The organism is Delftia sp. WSY_7 (assembly GCF_043104845.1).
In the GTDB taxonomy this organism is placed as follows: Bacteria; Pseudomonadota; Gammaproteobacteria; order Burkholderiales; family Burkholderiaceae_C; genus Comamonas; species Comamonas tsuruhatensis.
Window position 1 is genome coordinate 1 of the sequence record NZ_JBICLB010000037.1, and the last position, 11,303, is coordinate 11,303.

Annotated in this window: 10 protein-coding genes; 3 read left to right on the forward strand and 7 right to left on the reverse strand. The window is 67.6% G+C overall.

All coding sequences use genetic code 11. The features are described from left to right. The 4 genes from ACF8ME_RS21850 to ACF8ME_RS21865 all read right to left on the reverse strand — a co-directional run. On the reverse strand, positions 1-914 hold a 914-nt coding region (locus ACF8ME_RS21850), incomplete at its 3' end, for a DUF6531 domain-containing protein (protein WP_392418191.1). A 518-nt stretch (positions 915-1,432) separates the two neighbouring features. Beyond that, positions 1,433-2,947 (reverse strand): tripartite tricarboxylate transporter permease, encoded by a 1,515-nt coding sequence (locus ACF8ME_RS21855; RefSeq protein WP_016449639.1) that lies wholly within the window; start codon positions 2,945-2,947, stop codon positions 1,433-1,435. Next, positions 2,947-3,516 carry a tripartite tricarboxylate transporter TctB family protein gene (locus ACF8ME_RS21860; protein WP_016454030.1) on the reverse strand — a complete coding sequence of 190 codons (570 nt, stop codon included), beginning with the start codon at positions 3,514-3,516 and terminating at the stop codon, positions 2,947-2,949. The genes ACF8ME_RS21855 and ACF8ME_RS21860 overlap by 1 nt, the downstream gene beginning before the upstream one ends. A gap of 216 nt (positions 3,517-3,732) precedes the next feature. Beyond that, complete coding sequence (locus ACF8ME_RS21865; RefSeq protein WP_392418193.1) at positions 3,733-4,692, reverse strand: Bug family tripartite tricarboxylate transporter substrate binding protein; 960 nt, start codon at positions 4,690-4,692, stop codon at positions 3,733-3,735. A gap of 100 nt (positions 4,693-4,792) precedes the next feature. On the opposite strand from ACF8ME_RS21865, the gene ACF8ME_RS21870 reads away from it, so the two are divergent. Genes ACF8ME_RS21870 through ACF8ME_RS21880 form a run of 3 tightly spaced genes read left to right on the forward strand, consistent with a single transcriptional unit; the run spans position 4,793 to position 7,482 of the window. Next, complete coding sequence (locus ACF8ME_RS21870; protein WP_016449642.1) at positions 4,793-5,515, forward strand: response regulator transcription factor; 723 nt, start codon at positions 4,793-4,795, stop codon at positions 5,513-5,515. Positions 5,516-5,540: 25 nt separating this feature from the next. Then, entirely contained in the window at positions 5,541-7,028 is a 1,488-nt protein-coding gene (locus ACF8ME_RS21875; protein WP_392418195.1) for a sensor histidine kinase, read from the forward strand. A gap of 4 nt (positions 7,029-7,032) precedes the next feature. Continuing rightward, a complete protein-coding gene (locus tag ACF8ME_RS21880; protein WP_016449644.1) occupies positions 7,033-7,482 on the forward strand; it encodes an RNA-binding S4 domain-containing protein in 450 nt (149 codons plus the stop codon). 100 nt (positions 7,483-7,582) lie between these two features. Here the strand turns inward: ACF8ME_RS21880 and ACF8ME_RS21885 are convergent, their stop codons facing one another. The 3 genes from ACF8ME_RS21885 to ACF8ME_RS21895 are packed head-to-tail and all read right to left on the reverse strand — an operon-like array spanning position 7,583 to position 11,185. After that, complete coding sequence (locus tag ACF8ME_RS21885; RefSeq protein ID WP_392418197.1) at positions 7,583-8,956, reverse strand: uracil-xanthine permease family protein; 1,374 nt, start codon at positions 8,954-8,956, stop codon at positions 7,583-7,585. Between the two features lie 47 nt (positions 8,957-9,003). After that, positions 9,004-10,422: a guanine deaminase gene (guaD, locus tag ACF8ME_RS21890; RefSeq protein WP_392418199.1), complete on the reverse strand. Its 1,419-nt coding sequence runs from the start codon at positions 10,420-10,422 to the stop codon at positions 9,004-9,006. A gap of 19 nt (positions 10,423-10,441) precedes the next feature. Continuing rightward, positions 10,442-11,185: a 16S rRNA pseudouridine(516) synthase gene (locus ACF8ME_RS21895; protein ID WP_392418200.1), complete on the reverse strand. Its 744-nt coding sequence runs from the start codon at positions 11,183-11,185 to the stop codon at positions 10,442-10,444. Between the last annotated feature and the right edge of the window lie 118 nt (positions 11,186-11,303).

An 11,303-nucleotide genomic window follows, 5' to 3' on the forward strand; every position in this document is an offset into this window, starting at 1 on the left:
GCGATGGGCGCGGACAGGGGGTTCAACGGGTCCTGTGTGAGATCCACGCCTGTGACTCGCCAGCCGTCGTCGGCGCCCCACAGTCCGTTCAGGCCCTGCGCGTCCTTGCCGCCATGGATGCGCTGGTGCAGCAGCCGGTAGCGCCGGCCTGTGCCGTCGCTCAGCGAGACCAGGCGGCCTGCGGGGATGGGGTCCTTGCTCGCACTGTGGCCGGCCTCGGGCGTGGTGCCGTCGCTGTAGTGGTAGAGCTGGCGGCGCCCGAAGCGGTCGATCTGGGCCATGAGGCGCCAGGGACTCTGTGCACAATCCCGGACAGGTTCACCGGGCGCAGGACCAAAGCCCCAGAGCGTGTCGCCATCGCCGCTGACCGCAAGGATGGCTTGCGGGTTGCGCACCAGTGCCTGTTCCACATGCGACCACCGAGGATTGGCGGCCCAGGGCGCTGTGCCGCCGTCCGGCTCCGTGCTGCCGCCGCGCAGCAGCCAGATGTCTTCGCTGGCACTGTGCAGCTGGCCGCCCGGCACCAGGGGCTGGTCGAAGGTGATGACGCGGCCGCTGGCGTCCAGCAGCAAGGTGGCCTCGTCCTGCAGGCGGATGCTGAGCTCCTGCAGCAGGTGCCAGCCATGGCCCAGCAGGCCGCAGGCCGCGCCGTGCTCGGGGTTGACGTAGCTGCTGTACTGGCGCTGCCAGGCCACGGGCAGCGCGGCCGAGGGCAGGGCAAAGTCCAGGTCTTCTGAGTCCAGCAGGACCTTGGCGCCCAGCTGGGGGTTGACGGGGGAGCTGACGGTGATGCCACCTGGGCAGACGGAGCAGGCCAGGCCGCCCTGGCTGCCGATGAGCACGGTGCGCGAGCCGGTGACGATCTTGCCCTTGACGACGCTGTCGGTGATGCGGGCTGCGGGTTGGCCACTCATGCGGACTTCTCCTGAGTGGACTTGATGGCGCAGTCGCTTCGTATCGCTGTATCCAGAGCGGCAATTGCTTCACATTGCCTCATCCCAGGCAGATGGAGACAGTGGCGGATTCCCTGATGGCCAGGCATTTCATGAGAATGCAGTGGCTCGCCCCATGGCGTGCGGATGTCAAATGGTCGTGTCATTGTGTCAACCGCCCTGCGGACGGCTCCCCTCTCTCGATGAGCGCGAATCATAGACAGGCCAATGGCAATGGCGCAATTGATTTATGCGTCAGACTTTTCCTATAAATGTAAGCAGATTAATTATCTTGGATACATCAGCAATTGAATGAAGCTTCACCCATGGACGGCCATATCGATAATTCCCACATGCCATTGGTGCAATGGGCATGAGGCGCCTGCTGATCCGCATCAAGGCGCGTCAATAAAAAAGCCCCTGCCTCGAAAGGCAGGGGCTGTCAGGGGCCCGTGGACGCCATGCGTAGCATCGACGGGCCGGCTAGCAACGGGTTGGCGTCAGCCGGCAGTGGCCTGCGGCGAGGGCTTGGGCTGCAGGCGCTTGAGCACGCGCGGCACGATGAGCACGCAGGCCACGATGATGATCAGCGTCAGCGACATGGGGCGCTGCAGGAAGATCCACCAGCTGCCTTCGCCGATGGACACGGCATTGCGCATCTGTGCCTCGGCCAAGGGGCCCAGGATCATGCCGACCACGACGGGCGCAGTGGGGAAGTCGAAGCGGCGCATGATCACGCCCAGTACGCCGATGCCGTACAGCAGGAACAGGTCGAACGCGCTCTGGCGCATGCCGTAGGCACCCACGGTGGCGAAGATCAGGATGCCGGCGTACAGCTGAGGACGCGGGATCTTGAGCAGCTTGACCCACAGGCCCACCATGGGCAGGTTGAGCACCAGCAGCATCAGGTTGCCGATGTACAGCGAGGCGATCAGCGCCCAGACCAGGGCCGCGGACGAGCTGAACAGCTGCGGGCCGGGGTTGATGCCGTAGTTCTGGAAGGCGCCCAGCAGCACGGCCGTGGTGTTGCTGGTGGGAATGCCCAGGGTCAGCAGCGGGATCAGCGCGGCGGTCACGGTGGCGTTGTTGGCGGCCTCTGGGCCGGCCACGCCTTCGATGGCGCCCTTGGTGCCGAACTCCGCACGGTCCTCGCCCTTGGCCAGCTTCTTCTCGGTGGCATAGCTCAGGAAGGTCGGAATCTCGGTGCCGCCGGCGGGAATGCAGCCGAAGGGCGTGCCGATGACGGTGCCGCGCAGCCACGCGGGCCACGAACGCTTCCAGTCACGGCCGGTCATGTGCACGCGGCCCATCTTGTTTTGCGTATCGACGACCTTGCCTTCGTACATGGCGGCGTACAGCACTTCGGCCACGGCGAACAGGCCCACGGCCACGAGCACGATGTCCACGCCGTCCAGCAGTTCCATCTTGCCCATGGTGTAGCGCGCAGCGCCCGAGATCTGGTCCATGCCGATGCAGCCCAGCGCCAGCCCCAGGAACAGGGCCGTCATGCCGCGCAATGCGCTCTGGCCCAGCACGGCGCTCACGGTGGTGAAGGCCAGCACCATCAGCATGAAGTACTCGGGCGGGCCCAGCTTGACGGCGAAGTCGGCCACCGAAGGCGCGAACAGCGTGACGACCACGGTGGCCACGGTGCCGGCCACGAAGGAGCCGATGGCGGAGGTGGCCAGCGCGGCGCCCGCGCGGCCGCTCTTGGCCATCTTGTTGCCCTCCATGGCCGTGACCATGCTCGCGGTCTCCCCGGGCGTGTTCAGCAGGATGGAGGTGGTGGAGCCGCCGTACATGGCGCCGTAGTAGATGCCCGCGAAGAAGATCATCGAGGCGGTGACATCGACCTTGGCGGTGATGGGCAGCAGCATGGCCACGGCCACGGCCGGTCCGATGCCGGGCAGCACGCCCACGGCCGTGCCCAGGGCGCAGCCGACCAGGGCCCACAGCAGGTTGGCCGGTGTGATGGCGGTGGCAAAGCCCGCCAGCAGTGCGTCAAAGATTTCCATTACAGCCACCCCGTCTCAGTCAGGCCCGGCAGGTTGATCGCCAGAAATTGCGTGAAGGCCCAGAACACGGGCGCCGAGATCAGCAGCCCGGTGACCACGTCCTTGGCCCAGGTGATGGGCTTGCCCGCCTGGGCCTGGCCGCCGGCACGGCGCAGGCCCTGCACGGCCAGCACGTAGCAGACGGTGCAGCTGACGATGAAGCCTACCGTGCCGATCAGCACGGCATTGACCAGCAGGCCCGTCGACACCCAGACGAAGGCGCCGATGTCGGCTCGTGGGTGGCCGCCCCCGCAAGAGGCTTCGCGAAAGCCGCCCGTGCGTGCCTCCCAGACCAGCCAGGCGCCGCAGACTGCGAGCACCAAGGCACACAGCCAGGGCAGGAAATTGGGGCCGACGCCGCCGTAGCCGGCATCGCCAGGGATTTGCAGCGCGCCGAAGGCCAGGCCTGCGGCGACAAGCAGCACGCCGGAGCCGACGATGGTCTGCGCGCGTACCGAGGGAAAGCCGCTGGGCTCATCGGCCTGGGCGGCATCCGTGGCAAGTGGATTGGGTTGTGAGGACTCGGACATGGTCAGTTCCTGGCCGCAGCGGGACCGGCGACCGGGCCGGCCACCGCTGCAGACGTGGGGAAAAAATTAAGCCGCCGGGGCCTACGAGCCGCTGGCGCGGCGCGCGGGCATCTTCCGCTTCTTGAAGCAGGCGCTGCGACTGGCGCCTGCCGTGGCCCGCAGGAGTGCGGGCCTGTTGCTGCACCGACCCCGCAAGAGGCCGGTGCAGCAGCTCGATCACACCATGCCGGACTTGACCATGGTGGCGCGCAGGCTCGCGAACTCCTGGTCCACGAACTCGCCAAAGGCATCGCCGGCCAGCCATGCAGGCGTCCAGCCGTTCTTCTGCAGCGCCTCGGCCCAGGCCTTGCTCTTGGTGGCCTTCTCGATCATGGCGACCAGCGCATCGCGCTGTGCCTTGGTGATGCCGGGCGCGCCGTACACGCCGCGCCAGTTGCCGATCTCCACGTTGATGCCCTGCTCCTTGAGCGTGGGCACGTCCACGCCCTTCAGGCGCTGGCCCGAGGTCACGCCGATGGGCTTCATCTTGCCGGTGCCGATGTACTCGGCGAACTCGCTGTAGCCGCTGCCGCCCACGGTGACGTTGCCGCCCAGGATGGCGGAGATGGCCTCGCCGCCTCCACGGAATGCCACGTAGTTGATCTTGGAGGGATCGACGCCGACTTCACGCGCAATCATGGCCGCCGCAATGTGCTCGGTGGAGCCGCGCGAGCCGCCGCCCCACTTGACGGAGCCCGGGTCCTTCTTGAGCTGGGCGATCACCTCGGCCATGTTCTTGAAGGGCGAGTTGGCGGGCAGCACGAAGACGTTGTACTCGCTGGTCAGGCGGGCCAGCGGCGTGGCCTGCGTGAGGTTCACGGGCGGCTTGCCCGTGATGATGCCGCCCAGCATGACGGCGCCCATGACCATCATGGCGTTGGGATCGCCCTTGCTGCCGTTGACGAACTGCGCAAGGCCGATGGCGCCGGCGGCGCCGCCCTTGTTGTCATAGGTGACGGAAGCAGCCTGACCAGCGTCCTGCAAAGCCTTGCCCAGGGCACGGCCCGTGGTGTCCCAGCCGCCGCCGGGGTTGGCCGGCAGCATCATCTTGACGGCTGCCGCAGCCTGCGCAGACAGCGGCAGGCTGCCTGCGGCGGCCAGTGCGGCCAGCGACTTCAGAAAAGTATCACGACGCATGGTTTGACTCCTTGTGTTGTAAGGCTGTCGATGATCGGTTCGCTACCTGTCAAATGGCTGTCCAAACCCCTAGGGGAATCCCTAGATCGCTCTCGCCACGATGGCCTGCATCGCGCCCGGTGCTAACGTCCGGCCCATGCAATTGCTGCTCGTAGAAGATGACAACGCCATGCGCACCACGCTGCAGCGCACGCTGATCCGGCGCGGCATCCAGGTGGAGACGGCGGCCGACGGCCCCTCGGCCCTGGCGCAGTGGCTGGTGCGCGAGCCCGACGCCGTGGTGCTGGATTTGAGCCTGCCCGGCCTGGACGGCCTGCAGGTGCTGGAGCGTGCGCGCGGCCAGGGCCTGCGCACGCCCGTGCTCATCCTGACCGCGCGCGGCACCGTGGGCGACCGCGTGCTGGGCCTGAACGCCGGTGCCGACGACTACCTGGCCAAGCCCTTCGACCTCGACGAGCTGGAGGCCCGGCTGCGCGCCCTGCTGCGCCGCAGCAGCGACAGCTTCACGCCCAAGCCGCCGCCCGAGACCATCGCCATGGGTGCGCTGCGCTACGACAAGGCCAGCGGCGCCATCCACCGCGATGGCGAGATCATGGAGCTGACGCCGCGCGAGCTGGCCCTGATGCACGCCCTGCTGGCACGCCCCGGCCATGCCGTGGCCAAGGAGCGCCTGTTCGCGCTGGTGTTTCCCGGCGAGTCGGACGTGCAGTACGAAGCCGTGGAAGTCGTCGCCTACCGGTTGCGCAAGAAGCTGTCGGGCACGGGCGTGCAGCTGGTCACGCTGCGCGGCCTGGGCTATCTGCTCAAGGCCGAGTCGGCCTGAGGCACTCCACCACTCACCGCAGCCCATGCGCGACCCCGGTCTTCCCCTTCCCGCCCCCGCGCGCACGCGCCAGCCCTGGTCGCTGCGCCGCCAGCTGCTGACGGGCATTCTCGTGCCCGTCATTCTGTTCATTGGCTTCAATACCTGGAGCCTGTACCACCAGACGCTGGCTGCGCTGAACACCGCCTATGACCGCACGCTGCTGGCCTCGGCCAAGAGCATCAGCGAGCAGCTGGATGTGACGGGCTATGACGAGTCCGCCCAGCTGCATGCCATCGTTCCCTACTCGGCGCTGGAGATCTTCGAGGCCGACAACCAGAGCCGCATGTTCTACCGCGTCTCCACGCTGGAGGGGGAAATGGTGTCGGGCTTTGGCGAGCTGCCCATGTGGCACGGCGTCATTCCCCAGCGCCCGCCCTACGCGGCCCTGGTCGACTTCTACGACGCGCAGTTCCGGGGCCGGCCCGTGCGCATGGCCGTGCTGCTGCAGCCCGTGGCCAGCGCCAAGGGGCGCGGCATGGCCGTGATCCAGGTGGCCGAGACGCTGGAGCTGCGTGAAGCGCTGGCCCTGCAGATCCTGCGCACCACGCTGGCGCGGCAGGCCCTGCTGGTGGGCGCCGTGGCGCTGATCGTGATCTTCGTCGTCCAGCGCGCCACACAGCCCGTGCGCCGGCTCAGCAGCGACCTGCGATCGCGCCCGCGCGGCGACCTGAGCCCGCTGTCGGCACCCTCAGCACCGCGCGAGTTGCAGCCGCTGCTGGAGGCCATCAACCAGCTCATGCTGCGGCTGCGCCAGCTGCTGTCGGACCAGAAGCGCTTTGTGCGCGACGCGTCGCACCAGCTGCGCACGCCGCTGGCCGTGCTCAAGGCACAGCTGCAGTCGGCCCAGCGCGGCGATGTGCCGGCCGAGCAGGCCTTTGAGGAAATCGGCGCCACCGTGGACCGCGCCACGCGCCTGGCCAACCAGATGCTGGCGCTGGCCAAGGTCGAGCAGCTGCGCCAGGAAGACAGCGCCGAGCCCGCATCGCCCGCGCCCAGCCTGCTGGACGAAGTGGTGCGCGACGTGGCCATCGAACTGTCGCCGCTGATTGCGGAGCAGGACATCGACTTTTCCATAGACACGGAGCCCTGCCCCGTTCCTGCCCACGAATGGATGCTGCGCGAGCTCACGCGCAACCTGCTGCACAACGCCATACGCCACATGCCTGCGGCCGGCAGCCTGCACATCAGCGTGCACCAGGCAGGCAGCCAGGCCGTGCTCAGCCTGCGCGACAGCGGGCCGGGCATAGACAGCGAGCTGGCGCAGAGGCTGTTCCAGCCATTTTCGGCCGGCAATGCGCGCAGCGGCTCGGGCCTGGGGCTGGCCATCTGCCACGAGATCGTGCAGACGCTGGGCGGCGCCATCGAGCTGCGCAACATCTACCGGCAAGGCCTGGTCTGCGGATTGCATGCGCACGTGGCGATTCCGCTGCAGCCGGCCACTGGCAAGCACCCCGCGCCGCGCGCACAATAACGCCATGACCGATATCGAATCCATGCGTCTGGACAAATGGCTGTGGTGCGCGCGCTTCTACAAGACGCGCAGCCTGGCGACGGAGGAAATCGGCAAGGGCCGCGTCACCGTCAACGGAGCCCTGGTCAAGCCCGCGCGCGAGGTGCGCTGCGGCGACACCGTGGCCCTGCGCCAGGGCCAGGTCCCGCGCACTGTGGTCATCCGCGGCCTCTCAGGCATGCGGGGCCCCGCCCCCGTGGCCCAGGCCCTGTACGAGGAAACCGCCGAAAGCCTGGCCGAGCGCGAACGGCTGGCAGAGCAGCGCCGGCTGGCTCCGGAGCCCGCCAGCAGCATCGCCAGCCAGCACGAAGGCCGCCCCACCAAGCGCGACCGCCGCCAGATCGACCAGGTGCGCGAGCGCGGCAGCTGGGACAGCCGCTGGAGCGCCTCCATCGACGATCTGGACCGGCGCTGAATCGCACGGCCCTGCCCGCCTCTTCCAGCAAAAAAGGCCATGTGCAACAACTGCGCATGGCCTTTTTGCATGGATTTGCGGGAAGCAGGCCCTGCGGCGTTCAGACCACCTGGTCCCTGGCCGGGGCGTCGTCATCCTGCGCGCGCGGCAGGATGAGGTTCATCACCATGGCGGCCATGGCGCCCACGGTCACGGCCGAGCCCAGCAGGTACTGCAGCATGTCCGGCAGGCTCTGCACCCAGTCCTTGGGGGCCAGGGTGGCAAAGAAGGAGCAGATGATGGGCACGCCCACCACCAGCATGGCACGCTCGTCCAGGCGCACATGGCGCAGGATGCGGATGCCCGCCATGGCAATGGTCACGCAGACCACGGCGAACATGCCGCCGATCACGGGCGAGGGAATGGCCGCGATCAGTGCGGAGAACTTGCCCAGGAAGCCCAGGCAGGCCAGCACCAGGCCGGCTGCAATGAAAACCATGCGACTGGCCACGCCGGTGATCGAGATCACGCCCGCATTGGTGGAGTAGCCGGTGACCGGCGTGGCGCCTATCAGTGCGGCCACGCTGCAGCTCAGGCCCTCGCCCACGGCGCCACGGTCGAGCTGGCGGCTGGTGATGGGCTGGTTGATCACGGCCGAGACCGCGAACCAGGTGCCCGTGGTTTCCGCCATGACCACCAGATAGATCACGACAAAGGTCAGCACGGCAGGCAAGCTGAACTGCAGCGGGTAGTCGATGCCGGCCAGCTTGGGCAGCGTCAGCCAGGGCGCATCCGCAACCGGCTGCCAGGCGAACAGGCCCATGGCCCAGGCCACGGCCGTGCCGCCGGCCAGCGCAATGATCACCGACGACAGGCGCATCCAGCGGCCCAGCCGGTTGTCAAAGCGCAGGCCCAGCATCATGGCCGCGATCAGCAGCGCCGCCGACACCGAAGCCAGCGCAATCGACTGGTTGACCGTCATGCCGCCGTGGACAGAGAACACGTTGGCGCTGAGCGCAATCGGCAGCAGCGACAGCCCCACCACGAGGATGATGGTGCCGCCGACGATGGGAGGCACCAGCCAGCGGATCACGCGGTGGAACCAGCCCAGCGCCCCCAGCGCAATGACGATCAGCGCTCCCGGAATCAGCGCGCCATAGACGGCTCCCATGCCGCCAAAGCCACCGCCCGCGCCAAAGGCCACGGCCAGGATGGCACCCAGCGGAATGTAGGAAGGCCCTTGCGCAACAGGCATGCGCATGCACCAGGCGGTCTGGATCAGCGTGCCCACGCCTGCGGCAAGAAAGGTGGACTGGATCATGGACGCCGCATCGGCTTGCGACAGCGCCAGGGCCGAGGCAATGATGAAGGGCACGACATACACGTCCATGGCCATCACATGCTGCAGGCCCAGCAACAGGGCCTGTGACAGCGAGACGCGGTCGTCGGGGCGGGCGATCAGGCGCCCTTCGTAGGAGGAGGTCGGTTCGGTCATGGGACGGAAAAATGCGGAAAACGGCCGCAGCGCAAAGACTGCGGCGCTCAAACAGCAGTGATAGCGCCGGCGGCCTGGCGCCGGTGCACGCACTCGCCCTGCACCCAGGTGCTGGCCACATTGGCGCGCGTGGCGTGGTGGATGATCTTTTGCAGAATGTCGGCCGGGCCATCCGCGCCGGGCCAGATCTGGACATTGGAGTCAGGCCCCTGGCAGTCGATGGCCAGGGCGTCCATGGCGTGGCCGGGTTCGATGCGGCCAATCGGCAGGTCCAGCGCATCGCCCCCCGCCGCCGTGGCCAGCCAAAGGGCAAAGACGTGGTCGATGCGGGCCTGCACGCCCTGCCCCGCCCTGCCGCGCTGCGAAGCGCCCAGGGCCGGGTCCACCCCCTCATGCAAGGCCAGCGAGGCCGTCATGGCGTGGCGGCAGGCATCGAACATGCTGGGGCTGTAGCCGCCCGAGATGTCCGTGGCCAACCCCATGCCCAGGCCCTGCTCACGGCCGCTGCGGGCCGGGAACACGCTGTTGGCGAAATAGAAGTTGGACAGAGGGCAGTGCGCGACCGAGGCGCCCGTGCGCGCCATCAGCGCCACGTCATCGGCCGTGAGGAAGTTGGCATGGGCCACCACCGTGCGGCGCGTGAGCAGGCCGAAATCATGCAGCGCATGCGCATCGGTGCGGCCCTGGCGTTCCAGCACATGGGCGTGGGCCCAGTCGCTTTCGGAGCAATGCGTCTGCACATGGGCGCCGGTGCGCCGAGCCAGGTCACCCAGGCCGCGCAGCAGCTCGTCGGTGCACGAAGGAATGAAACGCGGCGTGATCGCCGGCAGCACGCGCTGCTGCGCGTTGTCCGGATGCTGGCGCAGCCAGTCGATGAAGCGCGCTGTCTCGGCAATGCCTTCGGCGGCACTGGCGTCCTTGTAGAACGAAGGGCATTGCGACGGCTCGTCCATGGCCACCTTGCCGACCAGGGCGCGCTGGCCCAGGGCCAGGCAGCGTTCGGCCAGCACTTGGTTGCCCACGGCGTGGATGGTGCCGAAGTACATGGCCGTCGTCGTGCCATTGGCCAGCAGCGTACGCACCACGCTGTCGTACACCGAAGTGGCAAAGCCGGCATCGCCGTAGCGCGCTTCCAGGGGAAAGGTGTACTCCTGCAGCCAGGTTTCCAGCGGCACATCCAGGGCCTTGCCGCTTTGCGGCCATTGCGGGGCATGCACATGCAGGTCCACCATGCCGGGCAAAAGGTACTGGCCCTCGGGCAGGCGCTGCAGCGTGCCTGCGCCCGCATGCGCGGCCTCCAGAGCGGCGCGGCGGGGATCACCGCGCTCCAGCACGGCATCGACCATGCCGCGGCCATCCACGACGATCAGCACGTCCTGCCGGATGCGCAGCGCGTGCGGCGTGGGGGCATCGAAGGCCGTGCACAGCAGGGCCCAGCCTGGGCGCGGCTCAGAGGAATTCATCATGGGAAACGACAAGAGAGCTTCACTTGGCCTTGAGCTTGGCCAGGTCCTCGACCGACAGCCAGCGCCACTGGCCCGGCTGCAGGTCCTCGGTGAGCTCCAGCTCGCCAATCTTCCAGCGGTGCAGGCCTTCAACGCGGTTGCCAACGGCGGCGATCATGCGCTTGACCTGGTGGTACTTGCCTTCGGTCAGCGTGAGGTCCAGCACATGCTCGCTCACCTGCTCGCAGGCAGCGGCCTTGACGGGCTTGGGGTCATCGTCGAGCACCACGCCGTCGAGCAGGCGCTGCACCTGGCTGGCATCGACCGGATGCTTGGTGGTCACACGGTAGACCTTGGGCACGTGCTTCTTGGGCGAACTCATGCGGTGGATGAACTGGCCATCATCGCTGAGCAGCAGCAGGCCCGTCGTGTCCTGGTCCAGCCGGCCCACGGCCTGCACGCCCTGCACGGCACCCTTGTTCGGGCGCTGGCGCAGCGGCATGGGCAAAAGCGAGTAAATGCTCGGATAGGTTGAAGGCTTTTGCGAGCACTCCGTGCCCGCCGGCTTGTGCAGCAGCACATAGCCCAGCGCGTGATAGGCCCACTCCACGCCCTGTACGCGATAGCGCAGGCCTTCAGGATCGATGTCCTGCGTGGAGTCAAGGCAACGCACCCAGTCGTTGGCCTCGGTGTCCCACAGTTCCACCCAGCCCTGCTGGACCAGGCCCGAGCACACGCGGCGGATACCGAAGCCTTGGGAATACAGAATGTCTTGCAGTTGCATGTTCATCTTTCAAGCCGTCTGCGCCCACCATGGCGCACGCATATCGCGCAGGCGACGATACAAGTACTTCTGCGCAAACAAGCAAAAAACCCCGTAGCTTTGGGCTACGGGGTTTCTT

Excerpts from the sequence above, each read along its gene's own strand:
- ACF8ME_RS21855 (WP_016449639.1), bottom strand. The coding sequence starts at position 2,947 with ATGGAAATCTTTGACGCACTGCTGGCGGGCTTTGCCACCGCCATCACA.
- ACF8ME_RS21860 (WP_016454030.1), bottom strand. The coding sequence starts at position 3,516 with ATGTCCGAGTCCTCACAACCCAATCCACTTGCCACGGATGCCGCCCAG.
- ACF8ME_RS21865 (WP_392418193.1), bottom strand. The coding sequence starts at position 4,692 with ATGCGTCGTGATACTTTTCTGAAGTCGCTGGCCGCACTGGCCGCCGCA.
- ACF8ME_RS21870 (WP_016449642.1), top strand. The coding sequence starts at position 4,793 with ATGGCCTGCATCGCGCCCGGTGCTAACGTCCGGCCCATGCAATTGCTG.
- ACF8ME_RS21875 (WP_392418195.1), top strand. The coding sequence starts at position 5,541 with ATGCGCGACCCCGGTCTTCCCCTTCCCGCCCCCGCGCGCACGCGCCAG.
- ACF8ME_RS21880 (WP_016449644.1), top strand. The coding sequence starts at position 7,033 with ATGACCGATATCGAATCCATGCGTCTGGACAAATGGCTGTGGTGCGCG.
- ACF8ME_RS21885 (WP_392418197.1), bottom strand. The coding sequence starts at position 8,956 with ATGACCGAACCGACCTCCTCCTACGAAGGGCGCCTGATCGCCCGCCCC.
- guaD (WP_392418199.1), bottom strand. The coding sequence starts at position 10,422 with ATGATGAATTCCTCTGAGCCGCGCCCAGGCTGGGCCCTGCTGTGCACG.
- ACF8ME_RS21895 (WP_392418200.1), bottom strand. The coding sequence starts at position 11,185 with ATGCAACTGCAAGACATTCTGTATTCCCAAGGCTTCGGTATCCGCCGC.